Source organism: Aeromonas sp. FDAARGOS 1410 (genome assembly GCF_019048745.1).
GTDB classification, from domain to species: domain Bacteria; phylum Pseudomonadota; class Gammaproteobacteria; order Enterobacterales; family Aeromonadaceae; genus Aeromonas; species Aeromonas jandaei.
Map to the genome: position 1 here is coordinate 4192112 of NZ_CP077401.1, position 17155 is coordinate 4209266.

Genomic DNA, 17155 nt, shown 5'->3' on the forward strand with positions numbered 1-17155 from the left:
CGCAATTTTACACGCTTTTATGGCAAGGGGTATGAGACAAGCATGAATAGTGAGATCTGACCAGTTAATTAATCGGATGTCAGGGCCAGGGTGACGGCTGCCTCGGCATGAATGGCGGTGGTGTCGTAGAGCGGCACGGCCGCCTGCGCCTCCCCCACCAGCAGGGCAATCTCGGTGCAACCGAGGATCACCGCCTCGGCGCCGGCAGCGGCCAGCCCGGCGATAATGGCCAGATACTCGGCGCGCGACGCGTCGCGGATCTCGCCCAGACAGAGCTCGTCATAGATGATGCGATGGACCCGCTCCCGCTCTGCCTCGGCAGGCACCAGCACCTCCAACCCGAAGTGCGTTTGCAGCCGCCCCTTGTAGAAATCCTGCTCCATGGTAAAGCGGGTGCCGAGCAGGCCGACCCGTTTTATCCCGTCCGCTTGCAGGCTGCGCGCGGTGGCATCGGCGATATGGAGCAGCGGGATATTGATGGCAGCCTCAATCTCGGGCGCCACCTTGTGCATGGTGTTGGTGCCGATCAGCAAGAAATCGGCGCCACCATCCTGCAGCTTGCGCGCTTCGGCCGCCAACAGGCGGGCAGTGGCGGGCCAGTCTCCGGCATGCTGCAGCCGCTCTATCTCGGCAAAGTCGACGCTATTGAGCAGCACCCGCGCCGAGTGCAAGCCACCGAGCTTGGCCCGCACCCCGCGGTTGAGTGCCTGATAGTAGCTGACAGTGGACTCCCAGCTCATGCCACCCAGCAGACCGATACATTTCATAACAGCTCCTTTCATCCCAAGGTAAGGCAGTGCCACGCCACCTTGCAGGCAAGGTCACGCGAGCGAGATAAAAAAGGCCCCGCAGGGCCAACAAGACAGCCGGTAAAGGCCCGGGTCAACCCCGGGCTAAATCCAGATCATCAGCACGCAGGCCGCCGTAGCGATCCCCATGCCGAGGTTAAAACGGCGCCAGCCCCGGGCGGTGCGGATAAGACGGCGCACCTGAGCACCAAACAGTACCCAGAAAGCACCGGTATAGAGGCCGGTCACAAAGAAGATGGCGAGCACCCAGATGGCGGATGGCCAGTAGGCCTCTCCCGCCAGGGTGAAACCGCTGATGGCGGAGAGCGCCATCATCCACGCCTTGGGGTTGAGCAGTTGCAGCATGGCCCCCTGATGGGCGGGAATAAGCGGCCGATTGCCTTCTGCCGGGCCGCTGGCGGTCGCCACCTTCCACGCCAGCCAGAGCAGGTAGGCCGAGCCGATCAGCTTGAGCCCGTCGTGCAGCAGCGGCACCTTGTCAAATATCACCCCGAGCCCCAGCGCCATGGCGAGGATCATCAGGTTTATCCCCCCGACCACCCCCACCAGCAGCGGCAGCGTGCGGCGAAATCCCTGCGCCGCCCCGGCGCTGGTGAGCAGCATATTGTTTGGCCCCGGCGTACCGCAGGTGACCAGTGCAAACCCCGCGAGGGGCAGTACCCAGTTCAGATCCATCTCAACCTCGTTCAGACCACATATCGGACTCTCTGCCAGACAATCCGCCAGACAATCTGCCAGATAAAGCAGCCCACCAATATGCAGAAGCGGCAGCTCGACCACAAGGAGAAAGCGGGTGGGAAAAGCCTCAATACCAGAGCATCACCACGCAGAGGGCAGTGAGCAGACCGAGGGAGCCGTTGAGCCGGCGCCAGCCCCGATCCGTGCTGATCCAGTTGCTCAGCTGATGGCCAAAGAGCACCCAGACAAAGCAGGTGGGCAGAGCCACCAGTGCGAACATGATCATCACCGCCAGCTGGCTGGGCCAGTAACCGGCACCGGTCAGACTGAACAGACTGATGGCGGAGATCCCCATCATCCACGCCTTGGGGTTGAGAAACTGGAAACCCAACCCCTCCAGGAGGGTCAGCGGCCGGGCGCGCCGGGCCGGATCGCTCGGAGCGCCCGCCACCGCGATGCGCCAGGCCAGCCAAAGCAGATAGAGGCTGCCGAAGATCTGCAAGCCGAGGCGCAGCAAGGGCCAGCGCTCGAACAGCGGATAGAGCCCCAGCGCCAGCACCAGTTGCAGCACAGGTTGCCCCAGCGCTACGCCAAACAGGTGTGGCAGGGTGCGCCGCACGCCGAAGTTGGCACCGGAGGCCGTCAGCATCAAATTGTTGGGGCCGGGCGTGCCGCAGGTGAGCACGGCGAAGCCAAACAGGGTGGCATACCATTCGAACGTCATGAGCGACTCCTCATCTTGATAGGTTGATTGTATCGATACAATCAACCCTCAATGGTTGTTATCAGGTTGAAATTCACGCTATATTGCCCTCAAGTTTCGATCAATGGATTTATTGTCACCATGACAATCTGGACGCCGGATCTCTCCCCCTTCGATGGCCCCCTCTACCTCAGACTGGCCAGCGCCATCGAGCAGGCCATTGTGGATGGCTCGCTGCCCGCCCAAACCCGTCTGCCGACCCACAGGGCGCTGGCGGACAAGCTGGGGGTCACTGTGGGTACCGTCACCCGCGCCTACAGCGAAGCGGAGCGGCGCGGGCTGGTCGCCGCCCGGGTCGGCCACGGCACCTGGGTTAAGGGAGCGAGCACGGATCCCGCCAATCAGTGGGTGATCCGCACCGAGGAGGGGCCGCGCATCGAGTTGTGGCAAAACCTGCCGGTGCAGCTCGATCGGGCCGCCTTAATCCGCCCGCTGCTGGAAAACCTGAGTCAGGGGGATCTCAACCTGCTGCTTGGTTATGGCAAGGAGGCAGGCCAGCCGGATCAGCGCCAGCGCTTTATCGAGTGGCTGACAAGGCAGGGTATTGCAGCGCAAGAGGAGCGGCTGCTGTTCAGCCACGGCGCCCAGCACGGCATCATGCTGGCCATGCTGGCGACCGGCTGTGTCGGCGAGAGTCTGATGTGCGAGGGGCTCAGCTATCCCGGCATGCTGGGCAATGCCCGCCAGCTGAAGAATCAGGTCATCGGGCTTGCCATGGATGAGGAGGGGCTGCTGCCCGATGCGCTGGAGGCGGCCTGCCGCAGTCGGCGTGCCAGAGTGCTCTACCTCACCCCTACCCTGCAAAACCCCACCACCGCCATCATGTCGCTGGCACGGCGCGAGGCCATCGTCGCCGTTGCCCGCCGGCACGATCTGCTGATCATCGAGGATGACGTCAACGGCCTGCTGCCGGAGCCCCATCAGGTGCCGCTGGTCAATCTGGCGCCGGAGCGGGTCATCTATCTCGGCAGTCTGGCCAAAATCGCCTGCGGCGGCATGCGGGTCGGCTTCGTGCTGGCGCCTGACCACCTCAAGCAGGCCTTCGCTCAGGCGATGCGCCTCTCCAGCTGGATGGTGAGCCCCCTACTGGTCGAGCTGGCCTGCCAGCTGGTGAGCCAGCCGGGGATCGACCAGCTGATCCGCGAGCAGCGGCAGACTCTGGCACGTCGTGGCGAGCTGCTGCTCCACCTGCTGCCCGGCGCCCGCTGGCAGCCGGGCAGCATGCACGCCTGGTTGCCACTGCCCGAGCCGTGGCGCAGTCAGGAGTTCGCCGCCGCAGCCGATGCCCTTGACGTCGGGGTGGCAAGCGGGGAACACTTCGCCGCCGGCCAGTTTGCCGCCCCGCAGGGGGTACGCCTGAGCCTGAGCCAGCCCGCTACCGATGCCCGTGTGGCCGAAGGGCTGGAGCGGCTGGCCCAGCTGCTGCGGGGCACGCCCCCCAGCAATCCCCTGCTATAGTCTGCCCTACCAACCACAATGACCCGTCAAGGAGATGCCATGCCCCGCTTCAGAGCCACCCTGCTCGCCTTAACCCTGCTGCTGGGCGGGTGCGCCTCGCCAGCCCATCAACAGCTGGGGGTGGTCATCACGGGTCTGGAGGGGGAGCTGCAACGGCTGGAGGAGGAGCTGGCGGCCATGAACGGCCTCAACTATCAGAAGGCGATCGACGCGCCGCTCAGCTTGCGCCGCTATCTGAAAGCGCCATCCCCCACGCCGGAGGGACTGGTGCCGCTTCGCAGCCAGCTGCAGGATGGGCCGCGGCTCAGCTATGACTACCGGTTGCCAACGGGGATGAGCACACTGCCGCTGGATAATCCCTGTCAGCGCTACGAATTCGAGCTGCGCCACCTTGGCCACCTAGGGCAGCTCGAACTAAGCTGGCAAGGTGCCGGGGGAGAAGGAGAGCGCATGATCAGACAGACCGAGTGCAGCTTCCCGGCCAAGACAAGCGAGATGTGATAACTGCTCATCATGCCCCATCCCGCACTCTGCTGACTACTGTCAACTTTTCATCCGCCCAAGACTGGGCCCGAGCGTCTCTTGGCTCTACCATGATTCATTCAAGGATTGGCAAAAAGGGAGTGTTGTATGGCGATATTGCTGCTTGATGAGGATCCTCTGCTGCGCAGCGCCATCATCCGGCAACTGACCGAACAGGGTGTGCTGGCCGAGCATATTCACTACCACAACCACCCGGAACATGGACACAACGGCCTGTTTGCCCTGCTCCAGCAACAACCTTTTGATGCCATCATCTCTCAGCAGGACAAGCAGCAGGGGCGTGAAGGGGCCCGCCTGCTCCACGAGGCGCACTACCTCGGCCTGCTGCAACCCGGTTGTGTCCTGCTGCTGCTCGATGCCGACCAGAGCGAGCAGGAGTTTCTCCCCTCGGATCTCTACTTCTCCCTCTATCTGCCGCTCCCCTTTATGACCGGTCAGCTCGACGAGGTGCTGCGCCAGCTGGTGCACCTGAGCTCACTCACCCCCTCCCTCAGCGCCCCCATCGCCCTGCGGGAGTGGCAGATCGCTACCGCCACCTGTGAAGACCTGCTGTTCCAGCCGGAACATCGGGAGCTCAACCCCTGGCTGGATCGACTCAAGGGTTATCTGCTGCTGCAATCCGACGATCAGATGGCAGCCGCCCAGCACTACGCCCTCTGCGCCAACGAATACCGCACCAAGTGGCCCAGAGCCGGCCTCTTTTACGGCCTGCTCGGGCTGGGCAAACTGCAGAGTGCGCTCACCGATCTGCAGCGCCATCAGGATACCTTGCCGCTGGCCACCAAGCGGGAGCTGACGCTGGCCAGCCAGCTCCATCAACATCAGTGGCAAACCGCCTGGGGCACGCTGCAGGAGCTGCAAAAAATCCGCCCCCACCAGCCACGCTGGCACCAGCTGGCCATGCTGCTGGGATTGATCTTGCAAGATGAGGATAAGGTGCTGGAGCAGGTCCACAGCCTCAATCTGCGCTATTTCGGTGAGCTGCATCCCCGCCAGTCGCTGGAGAGCTTCATGCTGAGCGCGGCGCTGGCGGTGCTGTGGCAGAGCCCCTCCGCCAACCGGATCCGCTCCCTGCTGCAGGAGTGGGTTCACCTCAAGCGCACCGTGACTCTGCAGGCGCACGAGTACGAGCTGCTGCAGGCGCTGAAACTGGGGCTGGAGTACCGCTTCGACGAGGCGTTGATCCTCATCTCGCACCATCAGCCGGATCAGGCAAGCACCAGTCATGTCACCCTGCTGCTCGGCTTTGCCGTCAGCCAGTTCTGCGGGCTGCCGCACCATGCGAGCCGCTACCTGACCCAACTATCCGAATATCGCATCCGGGTCGCCCCCCATCCCCTCACCCGCCAGCTCTTTCACCATCTGGTGAGCGAGCTGGGAGTGCGCCTGACGGCCCGCGAGCAGCGCCTGACCGAGCTGCGCCAGACCCGCCACCGGGCGATGCACATCGGCGACCACCAGCTGGCGCTGCAGGCGGGATTGCAGTTGCAGGAGGAGTTCCCCGCCCTGCCCGGCGATGCCTGGCAACTGCTGGAGCTGCTGCAGCACAGCTGGCCCGCCGGCATGGCTGCGCCCAAGGTGGCGCTGGTGGTAGATCGACTGGAGCGGCGCCTGCGCCATAGCCCCGCCTTTCTGGAGCAGCACGGGGAGCAGTATCGCCAGACCCTGAACGAGATCCGCAGCCACCTGCAACCCAAGCTCTCCGGCAGCATGCCTGCGAGCAGTTCCGGCAAGCCGCCGGCGTCATAAAGCCCAAGCGACCAGTGAGCCTCAATGCGAGAGGGGAGCCATGGCTCCCCTCTCTCGTTCCGATTATCACTTCCCGTTCGGCCCCAGGCGGCCGGGGCGATTCAGAGCCCGTCCGGCGTCAGTGCAACCCGCAGAAAATCCTTCCAGCTGATGATGCCGACCAGAGCGCCGTTTTCCAGCACCGGCAGGCAGGAGACATTCTTATCCAGCATCAGCTGCACGCCTTCGCGCACGGAGAGCTGGGGGGCAATGGTGACGGGGTGGCGGCTCATGATCTGGTGCGCCCGCTTGGTGAGGGTTTCGGTGTCGCGGGTCATCTCGGCCTCGGAGTCGAGATAGGGGCTGATGGCGCGAAACAGGTCGCGGTCGGAGATGACCCCCACCAGCTCCCCCTCCTCCAGCACCAGCAGATGGCGAAAGTGGGCCTGCTCGAAGATATCCTTGATGACGCTGAGCCGATCATCCATCGACACGGTGGCGACCCGGGTCGTCATAATATCCCTGATAAGCATGCTAACCTCCCGTAACCAAACTGGTTTCTCTGTTATGGCATGTTTTTGTCATACCAGCCATAGCGAGCCGCGCGCCAAAGTGCAAATCTGCGCCTTTTCACGTAAGATCCGCGCCAGTTTTTCTCCTCCATTTTTGAGCAAGCAGATCCCACCCATGATAGTTGCCAGTCAAATCGAACTGATCCGCGGCGGCCGCAAGCTGCTGGACAACGCCTCCGCCACCATTCACCCGGGCCACAAGGTGGGTCTGGTGGGCAAAAACGGCTGTGGCAAGTCCACCTTTTTTGCACTGGTACGGGGGGAGCTGGCCATCGACAGCGGCAGCTTCAGCCTACCCGCAGGCTGGCAGATTGCGGGCGTGGCGCAGGAGACCCCGGCGCTCGACTGCTCAGCCCTCGACTACGTGATCGACGGCGACAAGGAGTTCCGCGCGCTGGAGGCCGAGCTCGCCCAGGCCGAGCAGGATGACAACGGCCTGCTGGTGGCCGAGCTGCACAGCAAGCTCGACACCATAGGCGCCTACAGCATCCGCGCCCGCGCCGCCGAACTGCTGCATGGCCTCGGCTTTGCCGACGAGCAGCTCAGCTCGCCGGTACGCAGCTTCTCCGGCGGCTGGCGCATGCGCCTCAACCTCGCCCAGGCGCTGCTCTGCCGCTCCGACCTGCTGCTGCTCGATGAACCGACCAACCACCTGGATCTCGACGCCGTCATCTGGCTGGAGAAGTGGCTCAAGGGCTATCAGGGCACGCTGGTGCTGATCTCTCACGACCGCGATTTCCTCGATTCGGTCATCAGCCGCATCATCCATATCGAGAACGGCAAGCTCAACGAATACACCGGCGGCTACTCCGACTTCGAACTGCAGCGCGCCGAACATCTGGCCCAGCAGCAGTCGATGTACGAGAAGCAGCAGCGCGAAATGGCCCACATGCAATCCTATGTGGACCGCTTCCGCTACAAGGCCTCCAAGGCCCGTCAGGCCCAGAGCCGCCTGAAAGCCATGGAGCGGATGGAGAAGATCCTGCCCGCCCACGCCGACTCCGAATTCAGCTTCGAGTTTCGCGAGCCCTCGGCTCTGCCAACCCCGCTCATCGCCATGGAGAACCTCTCCGCCGGTTACGGCGACAAGGTGATCCTCGAGAAGATCAAACTCAATCTGGTACCGGGTTCCCGTATCGGTCTGCTCGGTCGCAACGGCGCCGGTAAATCGACCTTTATCAAGATGCTGGCGGGCTCCAACCCGCCGCTCTCCGGCAAGCTTGAAGTGAGTGCCGGGGTGAGCATCGGTTACTTTGCCCAGCATCAGCTGGAGACCCTGCGTCTCGACGACACCCCGCTCGATCATCTGGTGCGCCTCGCGCCGGACAAAACCGAGCAGGAGCTGCGCAACTATCTGGGCAGCTTCGGCTTTCACGGTGACAAGGCGCTCGACAAGGTGGCCCCCTTCTCCGGCGGTGAAAAGGCGCGGCTGGTGCTGGCGCTGATCACCTGGCAAAAGCCCAACCTCTTACTGCTCGATGAACCGACCAACCACCTGGATCTGGAGATGCGCCACGCCCTGACCATGGCGCTGCAAGGCTTTGAAGGGGCCATGGTGGTGGTATCACACGATCGCCACCTGCTGCGCACCACCACCGACGACTTCTATCTGGTGCACGGTGGCCGGGTCGAGCCGTTCGACGGCGATCTCGACGACTACCACAAGTGGCTCGGCGAGCAGGAGAAAGAGGCCAACGCCAAACCGGCCGATGGCCCCGTCTCTGCCAACTCGGCGGTGGCGCGCAAGGATCAGAAGCGGCGCGAGGCGGAGTTCCGCCAGCAAACCCGTCCGCTGCGCCAAAAGCTGGAAAAGCTCGAAGCGAGCATGGAGAAGCTGCAGGGCAAGCTGGCCGACATCGAGAGCCAGTTGGCCGATCCGGCCATCTACGAGGAGAGCGCCAAGCAGAAGCTCTCCGAACTGCTCAAGTCCCAGGGCCCCATCAAGGAGGAGCTGGAGAATGTCGAAATGGAGTGGATGAGCCTCTCCGAAGAGCTGGAAACCATGGAGCAGGAATTCCTTGCGTGACGAAATGCTGATGGCCCCGGAGCGGGTCGCTGCCGATGAACTCCCCTCCCCGCGCGGCTTCTGGCAGTGGAGCGGCGAGGTGTACGGCGCCCGCAGCCATGACTGGCTCACCGTGCAGGAGCTGGGGGGCAACGTCAATCTGGCCCTGCTGCTGCATCGCCTCGATGAGCTCGGGATCCCGGTCGATCTGCTCGACCTGCAGCCCGCCCTGCTGCAAACCGAAGCCGTGCTGACCCCCTGGCGCGCCCTGCGCAAAAACGCCAAGGGGCGGCTCGGTGAATCCGAATATCAGGCCATGCTGGCCCACGAGCTGGAGCTGGAACGGCTCCAGCAGGGGGTGCTGCTGCAAACCCTGCGCAGCCTCACCCTGGTGCGCGGCAAGAGCCAGAATCTGTTGAACTATCTATCGCTACTGGGGGCCACGCAGGGCCCCCTCAGAGACCTAATATGCTGAGTTATCGCCACGCCTTTCACGCCGGCAACCACGCCGACGTGCTGAAACACACCGTTCAGGCCCTGATCATCGAGTCCCTCAAGAAGAAGGAGAAACCCTTCATCGTGCTGGATACCCATGCCGGCGGCGGTCTCTACGACCTGCGCGGCGAGTGGTCGCAGAAGAAGGCGGAGTATGCCGACGGCATCGGCCGGCTGTGGGACGAGCGCGGCCAGTGGCCCGCCATGGCCCCCTATTTCGCCGTTATCGACGAGATGAATAGCGATGGCCAGCTCCACTACTACCCCGGCTCGCCGGAGCTCTCCCGCCGCCTCACCCGCGAGCAGGACAAGCTGGCGCTGATGGAGCTGCACAACAACGAAGTGGAAGATCTGCGCGCCAACATGGGTTACGACCCGCGCGTTGCCGTCCACCATCGTGACGGTTTCGAAGGGTTGGTCGCCCTGCTGCCGCCCACCCCGCGCCGCGGGCTGGTGCTGATCGACCCGCCTTATGAGCTCAAAGAAGATTACTTCGCCGTGGTCGATACCCTGAAAAAGGCGCAGAAGCGCTGGGCCACCGGCATCTACGCCCTCTGGTATCCCATTCTGGGGGAAGAGGCGGACAAATCCCGCGACATGCTGCGCGCCATCAAGCGCGAGAACTTCGGCAACGTGCTGGTGGCCGAGCTGGAAGTGGCCGGTCAGACCAAGGATTGGGGCATGAACGGCTCAGGCATGCTGATCATCAGCCCGCCCTGGATGCTGGACGAGCAGATTGAAGCCTTCCTCAAACCGCTGTGTGCCAAGCTGGCGCAGGGCACCGGCGCCCAATACAAGGTCGAGTGGCTGAACAAGGTCGAAGAGTAAGCCCGCCCCAACCTGCTCTGGCGCCCGGTCAAGGCGCCAGCGAGACGATCAGCCAAGCCGCTCACCGTGGCGGCATGGCCTACAAAGAGAAGCCCCGTTCAGGGGCTTCTTGTTTTTTACCCGCCAGCGCTTTTCCCCACCGACACGGCTACCCGCCAACACTTTTTATCCAGCAACACAGTGGCAGCACTTTCCACTCGCTGCGCCAACCGGTCGCGATTTATTAATTGCTTGATCTGGCTCAGAAAATCACCTCATCGCCCTTTCCCTTGACCAAGCTGGCGGTACTATAGCCAATTGGCAACAAAGCCTCGTCGGAGTCACCCCATGAGCCATGCCAGCCACACCTTATTGGTTAAAAGCAGCAGACTGGAGGCTGGAATTCAGGAGCGGTAGCCATGCCAGATGGAATGGATAAGCGATAGTTTCCTACGACCCACTCCAAATGTTGACGACCTCATTCTCATTTCTGACCTGTTCACGCAAGCGTGATTTGGCGGCGCTTTCCAAGACTTCACTGAGCACTGATTTTTCATACAGTAGTAACGGTGGTGCAAAAAGAGGAAGTCAAATGAATACGTCCAACACGAGAGAAAAGCTGATAACGTTATGATTTAATGATAATTTTTACTTTTCGGCGGTAAGAATGTTACGGGGTTATATGGAATTCTCTGCTAACGGATTAATGCCGCCTTCCATCTAATCACTGTTAGGGCTATCTGCATGCGTAACACTCTGCTTGCCTTTTGTCTTTCGCTTCTTTCAATCGTGGAGCCTGCCTTGGCGGAAACAAAACCGACTTTCACGCCCGACGCCAATGTTCAAAAGGTTGCCGAGGCATATGCGCAAGATGCCGTGGATATGGCGAAGAACCAATTTGGCATCACCCTTGATTGGTCTGATGCAAGTATCCCAACCGTAGAGAAGGCATTGGCGTTGATGCACTCCTCATTCATCACCACGAAACCGCGTCCCACTGAAGAGCAAGCCATGTCATTTGCTAAAGGCTATGGCAGTTACATCGGCGAGGTCTACCGTCGCAATCACGGTGGGGAGTGGGGCATCGTCAGTTTGAATGGGCAAAAATTTCCAGGGCTCAAAACCAAGTCAGGTGTTAACTTCTGGCCTTGGGGGCGTGCGCTCAATCGCATCATGCAAGGGCCGGAAAATAACGTCGCAGATTACTACCGTGCCTTACTTGAAAAATAGCCCTAACCATTCCGTCGAGAGGGACCACCCACAAGCTGCGCTTGTGGGTTCCCTTCGCCGCTACGGCGGCCCCTCACGTCAAACGTTAGAGAGCACTAGCCCGTAGGTTCGAATAGCGCAGCGTATTCGGACAATCGCGAATATCCCCGCCAATACATCACCAAGGTTCGGAAGATCCCCTTTCGGGGCTTGTATCAGTCACCCTGATGCAACCCAAGGTACACCGATGCCACTATAAGCTGGATTTATGGGTTTTCCGATAATGCCCCAACTTTTGCTTATAGTGGCTATGGCCAGCCTGAAAGAGGTTACTTACCGGCCGCAGCCCGTAGACTCGAAAAGTCGCGAATAAAGCAATCACAATAGATATTCTGATAGCCCCCCTGACTTACCCTCCACCAACGACAAAAGGGCTAATAATAGGCCATAAAGCACCTATGACAATTGAATCTATCGAAACTGAACTACTCAATGAACTGAGGACAATAGATGATTACCTCAACAAAGACAGAGTAATATATAACGAAGTGCGCGGAGCCATAAATATAATAAAAAACAAAAACAAGTTTCATTACCATAAAATAAAACACAAGCTATTTATGGACTTCAGAATGATTGATGACCACCAAATAGATGACCCGCAACTTTATTTTCATCTGGATAGAGCTTATAAGCTTGCAGCATTCTTAGAAGATGTAATCATTTAATCCAACTTATCTTTCCAAACCTTATACTATACAACAGTCACCCCGACAATTAATGCTTTGGAATAGTTTTATGCAAAACGACCCATTTAGAATCCCGACAGATGATGAAATAGCTATTGCAGAGAGAAAACTAGGCATCACATTTCACAATGACTATCGATGCTTTTTAAAATCTGGTAGTGATGTCGCAAACGCAATTTTTGAAGCAGCAGTTATTCTGCCCGATGCAGGCCGCCTTGATATTTTTGAAATGGCTAGAATAGCTTGGGAAATCATAGGTGTACCGAGGGATTTATTGCCTTTTATTGAAGATAATGGTGACTATTTCTGCATATCAAAAACAGGAGAAGTCATCTATTGGTCTCATAATGGAAGCTCTAATGAAAAATGGCCGAACATGTCTGCATGGCACAATCAAGTTTGTATAAATCTTGAGTGACGCAAAATGCTCGCAACCACCATCTCGATAGCAGAATTTACTGACACGGAGGCGGTTCTGTCATTCACTGATTAAGCCCGTAGGTTCGAATAGCGCAGCGTATTCGGACAATCGCGAGTATCCCCACCAATACAACACCAAGGATCGGAAGATCCCCTTGCGGGGCTTGTATCAGTCACCCTGATGCAATCCAAGGCTCGCCGGTGCCACTATAAGCTGGATTTATGGGTTTTCCGATAATGACCCAACTTTTGCTTATAGTGGCTAGCGCCAGCCTGAAAGAGGCTACTTACCGGCCGCAGGGCGCTTGTCATATACTCCTCCGCTCTTATGACACGCCGGGGAGGCGTTGATATGCAGTCACAGACTCACACCTTTATCGTCAATGGCAGCGCGCAGCCCTGCCTGCAGGCGGGCAGCGGCGAGCCACTGCTGCTGATCCATGGCGCGCTGGCCAACCACACCCTCTGGCTCGAACATATCGAGCAGCTCTCGCAGCACTACACCGTCTATGCCCCCACCCTGCGCCACTTTGGCGAGGCGGGCAAAGAGGGGCCGTTTGGTCTTGAGACCCATGCCAGCGATCTGCTTGACCTGCTGGAACAACTGTCGTGCGGGCCAGTGCATCTGGCGGGCTGGTCATACGGGGCGGATGTCGCCCTGACCGCCGCCCTGATGGCGCCCGAGCGGTTTCGCTCACTCTGTCTGGTGGAGCCGGGTTGCCCCGGCGCCCTCGATGAGCAGGGTCTTGCCGCCTTTATGGCCGATGCCGGCGCCATGTTCGGCCCGCTGTTTGCACAGGTGCAGGAGGGCAAGTTGCCACAGGCGGTCGCCAGCCTGATCGATGGCTCGGGTGGCCGCGGCGGCTATTTTGCCAGCCAGCCCGTCAAGTGGCAGCAGGCGCAGCTGGCCGAGGCAGCCAGCCTGCCCAAGCAGTTGAGCCAGAGCGAACGCCCTGACTGGTCGCCCGCACGTCTTGCCACCCTGACCCTGCCCGCCTGCGTGATGCTGGGAGCGGCGACCCGCCCGCTGTTCGCGCTGGTCGGCGAGGCCCTTGCCGCGCAGCTGCCGCACTGCCAGCTCAAGCGGCTCGAGGGGGCCAACCACCTCTACCCCATCGAGCAACCCGCCGCCTTTGCCAATGCCTTGCAGGAGTGGCTGACCAGCCAATCCGCCGCCCGCTAGGTCGCCACCGGGAGGGGATGCGAGCGCACTATGGCTCTCGTATCTCCCCGGCAAAGGCGAACCTCTTCACACTTGTCACATCTGGTTACCATTGCGTGACAGTAATGCTTGTAAGCCGACAACTACATCCGTTATCAATAGCCGCTCGATGAATTCCTGAAACTCCGGATTGGCTATGTTCGCTCGCTTTCTGCTGTCGGGTCTGGCGCTGCTCGCACTCCTGGCACTGCTGCTCAAATCCCTGCTGCTGTTCTGGTCGCCCGCCAGCTTTTCGGTGCTGACCACCACTCAACAACTCGAGGCGCTGCTGTGGGGCTTTCGCTTCGATCTGGCGGCGGCGGCCCTGCTGTGGGCGCCTGTTGCCCTGCTCTGCTGGCTGGCGGTGCGGCTCGGGCTACGTCGCCTCTCTTGGCTCTGGTGGTGGGTTCCGGCCATGGTGCTGGCGGGGTTGCAGGTGGCCGACCTGATGTATTTCGCCAATTCGGGTCGCCATATCAGCTATGAGCTGGGCGAGGTGACCCGCGAGGCGGGCAGTCTGCTCACCACCGCCCTCAAGCAGTACCCGTTGCTGATGGTCGCAACCCTGGCCGGTGCGCTGGCCAGCGCCCTGCTGTGCCGCCGCCAGCTGCGCCTGCCGGCGCGCATGACGCTGGCGAAGACCGAGCTGCCGCTGCTGCTCACCTTTGCCATCGCGGTGCTCTGCGTGCGCGGCTCCCTGACCGATCTGCCGATGAAGCCGGATCGCGCCTACGCCATCGGCAATCCCCAGCAGGCGCTGCTCGCCCTCAACCCCGTCTACGCCATGCTGGTCAGCAGCAGCTCCGCCGACGAGACCGGCGGCGGCACGCCGCTCTATCAGCAGCTGCCACCACCCGCGACGGAGCAGCTGGCGACGCTGGCACAGCTCGATGGCCACGCCCCCTACCAGCCGCCGCAGCGCAAGATGAACGTCATCCTGATGCTGCTGGAGAGCTGGCCTGCCGAGCTGATGCAGAGCTACAACCCGGCTGCGCCGCTCACCACACCTCATCTGGATGCGCTGCACCGCGAGGGGCTGCGCACCGATGGCCTGATCGCCGGCGGCCGTCGCACGGTGGAGGGGTTCTTTACCGCCCTCTGCTCTTATCAAAACCCGCTGGAGGCGGGCATCCCCAATACGCCGCTGCAGGATCAGCACTACGAGTGCCTGCCCAAACTGTTGAGCGACGCAGGCTGGAGCACGGCGGTCTTTCAGGGGATGCATAAGGGGGAGACAGGGCAACTGGCCCAGCTGCTGGGGACGCAGGCTTCTTACGGCAAGCTGGAGATGCCCGCCGCCAAGGTGGAGCAGAACAGCTGGGGCTATCAGGACCCGGATCTCTACCGCTTTATCCTGAGCAAGGCGCGCGCGGAGTCGCGCCCCTTCTTCTACATGGTGAACAACACCACCACCCACGATGACCAGCTGCCGCCGGGCGAGCCCTGGCTGTTTGGCGATCAGAGCAGCAACGAGCGGCAGATGAGCGTGCTCCACTATGCCGACAAGGCACTCGGCCGCTTTATCGAGGAGTACCAGCAGGCCAACCTAGGCACGACCCTGTTCGTCATCACCGCTGATCACACCGCCGGCGAGCGCAGCGGCCATATGGGGCGGTACTGGATCCCCTTCCTGATGTTCGCCACCGATGGCTCCATCACCCCGCGCCATCAGCCGGGCATCGGCGCCCAGCAGGATATCGCCCCCACCATCCTCGACCTGCTGGGGGGCAAGGCGCCCTGGTTTACCGGCCACTCCCTGCTAGGCGAAGCGCCGCGCGGGGGCATCTATGCCGCCAGCGGTACCATAGGGCGGGTCTACGGCGAGCAGATCGTCGAGTACCCGATGCGCGAGCCGGACAAGCTCACCTGCTTTAACTGGAAGGCAGACCTGCAACTGCACCAGCCGCAGCCTTGCGACGACGCGGCGGCCCGCGAGCGGGACTTCAGCTGGGCCACCACCTGGTATCAGCAGAGCCTGCTGTTTGACGGCAAGTCGCGCGCCTATGGCCAACTCGCGCCAGCCAGCCTGCTTTCACCGCAGCTGGCCGATCAGAGCGCCCCAGCCACCTCCACGACTGCGGGAGTTGAACCCCGCAGCAAGGCTGACCACGCCAAGAGCTGAGCCCATCCCAAGCAAAAAAGCCCGCTTCATGCGGGCTTCTTTGTATCTGTTGTCGGTCTGGCCGTTATTGACCCTGGCTAGCTGCGCTGCCAACTTCTGCCACGCCGGCAATCGCGCCGGAAAGCAGCCATAAAAAAATCCGGAGCCACAAGGGCTCCGGATTGTTCGCCAAACCTTAGGTCTGGCCGGGTCAACCGAGGTTGACGACCGAGGCTTGATTAAGCCTGGTTCTTAACTTCTTTCAGACCGCGGAAAGGAGCTTTGGCACCCAGAGCTTCTTCGATACGGATCAGCTGGTTGTACTTGGCAACACGGTCAGAACGGCTCATGGAACCGGTCTTGATCTGGCCAGCAGCGGTACCAACAGCCAGGTCGGCGATGGTAGCGTCTTCGGTCTCACCGGAGCGGTGGGAGATGACGGCAGTGTAGCCAGCGTCTTTGGCCATCTTGATGGCAGCCAGAGTTTCGGTCAGGGAACCGATCTGGTTGAACTTGATCAGGATGGAGTTGGCGATGCCGTTGTCGATACCGCGCTTCAGGATCTTGGTGTTGGTTACGAACAGGTCGTCACCAACGATCTGGATTTTCTTGCCCAGTTCAGCAGTCTGGTAGGCGAAACCTTCCCAGTCAGATTCGTCCAGGCCATCTTCGATGGAGACGATCGGGAACTTGGTGGTCAGGTCAGCCAGGAAGTCGGAGAAACCGTTGGAGGTGAAGACACGACCTTCACCTTTCAGGTTGTACTCTTTCTTCTCTGCGTCGTAGAACTCGGAAGCAGCGCAGTCCATAGCCAGGGTGATGTCGGTGCCCAGTTTGTAACCGGCAGCGGCAACGGCTTCAGCGATAACTTCCAGCGCTTCGGCGTTGGATTTCAGGTTCGGAGCGAAACCACCTTCGTCACCAACTGCAGTGTTGTAGCCCTTGGACTTCAGCACTTTGGCCAGGTTGTGGAACACTTCTGCGCCCATGCGAACGGCTTCTTTCAGGGTCTTGGCGCCAACCGGCTGGATCATGAACTCCTGGATGTCGACGTTGTTGTCGGCGTGCTCACCACCGTTGATGATGTTCATCATCGGCAGCGGCATGGAGTAAACACCCGGGGTGCCGTTCAGCTCGGCGATGTGGGCGTACAGCGGCATGCCTTTGGCAGCAGCGGCAGCTTTGGCGTTAGCCAGGGAAACCGCCAGGATGGCGTTGGCGCCGAACTTGGATTTGTTCTCGGTACCGTCGAGGTCGATCATGATCTGGTCGACAGTGGCCTGGTCCTTGGCATCTTTACCCAGCAGAGCTTGAGCGATCGGGCCGTTTACGGCTTCGATGGCTTTCAGCACGCCTTTACCCAGGAAACGGCTCTTGTCGCCGTCACGCAGTTCCAGCGCTTCGCGGGAACCGGTGGACGCACCAGACGGAGCGGCTGCCATACCAACAAAACCACCTTCCAGGTGAACTTCGGCCTCAACGGTCGGGTTACCACGGGAGTCGATGATTTCACGACCGATCACTTTAACGATCTTGGACATGTGTATTTCCTCAGGTTTCGTAAAAAAACAACAAAAATATGCCAAAAAAAGCGGCTGTGGCACAGTGCCCCAACCG

General features: G+C 60.7%; 15 protein-coding genes. 10 read left to right on the forward strand and 5 right to left on the reverse strand.

The features are described from left to right. Positions 1-68 precede the first annotated feature (68 nt). From I6L40_RS19435 to I6L40_RS19445, 3 genes are all read right to left on the reverse strand, one after another. Positions 69-767, reverse strand: coding sequence for an aspartate/glutamate racemase family protein (locus tag I6L40_RS19435; RefSeq protein WP_216994737.1), 699 nt, complete (start codon positions 765-767; stop codon positions 69-71). Between the two features lie 126 nt (positions 768-893). Beyond that, positions 894-1484, reverse strand: a complete 591-nt coding sequence (locus I6L40_RS19440) for a LysE family translocator (protein WP_042030532.1) — start codon at positions 1482-1484, stop codon at positions 894-896. 130 nt (positions 1485-1614) lie between these two features. After that, entirely contained in the window at positions 1615-2211 is a 597-nt protein-coding gene (locus I6L40_RS19445; protein ID WP_071912871.1) for a LysE family translocator, read from the reverse strand. Between the two features lie 120 nt (positions 2212-2331). Between I6L40_RS19445 and I6L40_RS19450 the strand changes: the two genes are divergently transcribed. The 3 genes from I6L40_RS19450 (at position 2332) to I6L40_RS19460 (ending at position 6000) form a co-directional block, all read left to right on the forward strand. Then, positions 2332-3708, forward strand: coding sequence for a PLP-dependent aminotransferase family protein (locus I6L40_RS19450; RefSeq protein ID WP_071912869.1), 1377 nt, complete (start codon positions 2332-2334; stop codon positions 3706-3708). Between the two features lie 39 nt (positions 3709-3747). Next, entirely contained in the window at positions 3748-4209 is a 462-nt protein-coding gene (locus I6L40_RS19455; RefSeq protein ID WP_216994738.1) for a hypothetical protein, read from the forward strand. Between the two features lie 129 nt (positions 4210-4338). Continuing rightward, on the forward strand, positions 4339-6000 hold the full coding sequence (locus tag I6L40_RS19460; RefSeq protein ID WP_216994739.1) for a hypothetical protein: 1662 nt from the start codon (positions 4339-4341) through the stop codon (positions 5998-6000). A 101-nt stretch (positions 6001-6101) separates the two neighbouring features. Here the strand turns inward: I6L40_RS19460 and I6L40_RS19465 are convergent, their stop codons facing one another. Then, positions 6102-6512, reverse strand: a complete 411-nt coding sequence (locus I6L40_RS19465) for a CBS domain-containing protein (protein ID WP_216994740.1) — start codon at positions 6510-6512, stop codon at positions 6102-6104. Positions 6513-6666: 154 nt separating this feature from the next. Here I6L40_RS19465 and I6L40_RS19470 point away from each other — a divergent pair, with 154 nt between their 5' ends. From I6L40_RS19470 to I6L40_RS19500, 7 genes are all read left to right on the forward strand, one after another. Next, positions 6667-8577: an ABC transporter ATP-binding protein gene (locus I6L40_RS19470; RefSeq protein WP_043849947.1), complete on the forward strand. Its 1911-nt coding sequence runs from the start codon at positions 6667-6669 to the stop codon at positions 8575-8577. Next, positions 8570-9031: a DUF2390 domain-containing protein gene (locus I6L40_RS19475; RefSeq protein ID WP_033113755.1), complete on the forward strand. Its 462-nt coding sequence runs from the start codon at positions 8570-8572 to the stop codon at positions 9029-9031. Before I6L40_RS19470 ends, I6L40_RS19475 begins: the two co-directional genes overlap by 8 nt. Beyond that, entirely contained in the window at positions 9025-9879 is an 855-nt protein-coding gene (locus I6L40_RS19480; protein ID WP_216994741.1) for a 23S rRNA (adenine(2030)-N(6))-methyltransferase RlmJ, read from the forward strand. Before I6L40_RS19475 ends, I6L40_RS19480 begins: the two co-directional genes overlap by 7 nt. A 723-nt stretch (positions 9880-10602) precedes the next feature. After that, on the forward strand, positions 10603-11088 hold the full coding sequence (locus I6L40_RS19485; protein ID WP_216994742.1) for a hypothetical protein: 486 nt from the start codon (positions 10603-10605) through the stop codon (positions 11086-11088). 777 nt (positions 11089-11865) lie between these two features. Further along, positions 11866-12234 carry an SMI1/KNR4 family protein gene (locus I6L40_RS19490; protein WP_201909143.1) on the forward strand — a complete coding sequence of 123 codons (369 nt, stop codon included), beginning with the start codon at positions 11866-11868 and terminating at the stop codon, positions 12232-12234. 354 nt (positions 12235-12588) lie between these two features. After that, positions 12589-13419, forward strand: coding sequence for an alpha/beta fold hydrolase (locus I6L40_RS19495; protein ID WP_216994743.1), 831 nt, complete (start codon positions 12589-12591; stop codon positions 13417-13419). A gap of 175 nt (positions 13420-13594) precedes the next feature. Then, entirely contained in the window at positions 13595-15559 is a 1965-nt protein-coding gene (locus I6L40_RS19500; protein WP_216994744.1) for an LTA synthase family protein, read from the forward strand. Positions 15560-15777: 218 nt separating this feature from the next. On the opposite strand, the gene eno is transcribed toward I6L40_RS19500, so the two are convergent. After that, positions 15778-17079 carry a phosphopyruvate hydratase gene (eno, locus tag I6L40_RS19505; protein ID WP_005335583.1) on the reverse strand — a complete coding sequence of 434 codons (1302 nt, stop codon included), beginning with the start codon at positions 17077-17079 and terminating at the stop codon, positions 15778-15780. Positions 17080-17155: the final 76 nt, after the last annotated feature.

Excerpts from the sequence above, each read along its gene's own strand:
- I6L40_RS19435 (WP_216994737.1), bottom strand. The coding sequence starts at position 767 with ATGAAATGTATCGGTCTGCTGGGTGGCATGAGCTGGGAGTCCACTGTC.
- I6L40_RS19440 (WP_042030532.1), bottom strand. The coding sequence starts at position 1,484 with ATGGATCTGAACTGGGTACTGCCCCTCGCGGGGTTTGCACTGGTCACC.
- I6L40_RS19445 (WP_071912871.1), bottom strand. The coding sequence starts at position 2,211 with ATGACGTTCGAATGGTATGCCACCCTGTTTGGCTTCGCCGTGCTCACC.
- I6L40_RS19450 (WP_071912869.1), top strand. The coding sequence starts at position 2,332 with ATGACAATCTGGACGCCGGATCTCTCCCCCTTCGATGGCCCCCTCTAC.
- I6L40_RS19455 (WP_216994738.1), top strand. The coding sequence starts at position 3,748 with ATGCCCCGCTTCAGAGCCACCCTGCTCGCCTTAACCCTGCTGCTGGGC.
- I6L40_RS19460 (WP_216994739.1), top strand. The coding sequence starts at position 4,339 with ATGGCGATATTGCTGCTTGATGAGGATCCTCTGCTGCGCAGCGCCATC.
- I6L40_RS19465 (WP_216994740.1), bottom strand. The coding sequence starts at position 6,512 with ATGCTTATCAGGGATATTATGACGACCCGGGTCGCCACCGTGTCGATG.
- I6L40_RS19470 (WP_043849947.1), top strand. The coding sequence starts at position 6,667 with ATGATAGTTGCCAGTCAAATCGAACTGATCCGCGGCGGCCGCAAGCTG.
- I6L40_RS19480 (WP_216994741.1), top strand. The coding sequence starts at position 9,025 with ATGCTGAGTTATCGCCACGCCTTTCACGCCGGCAACCACGCCGACGTG.
- I6L40_RS19485 (WP_216994742.1), top strand. The coding sequence starts at position 10,603 with ATGCGTAACACTCTGCTTGCCTTTTGTCTTTCGCTTCTTTCAATCGTG.
- I6L40_RS19490 (WP_201909143.1), top strand. The coding sequence starts at position 11,866 with ATGCAAAACGACCCATTTAGAATCCCGACAGATGATGAAATAGCTATT.
- I6L40_RS19495 (WP_216994743.1), top strand. The coding sequence starts at position 12,589 with ATGCAGTCACAGACTCACACCTTTATCGTCAATGGCAGCGCGCAGCCC.
- I6L40_RS19500 (WP_216994744.1), top strand. The coding sequence starts at position 13,595 with ATGTTCGCTCGCTTTCTGCTGTCGGGTCTGGCGCTGCTCGCACTCCTG.
- eno (WP_005335583.1), bottom strand. The coding sequence starts at position 17,079 with ATGTCCAAGATCGTTAAAGTGATCGGTCGTGAAATCATCGACTCCCGT.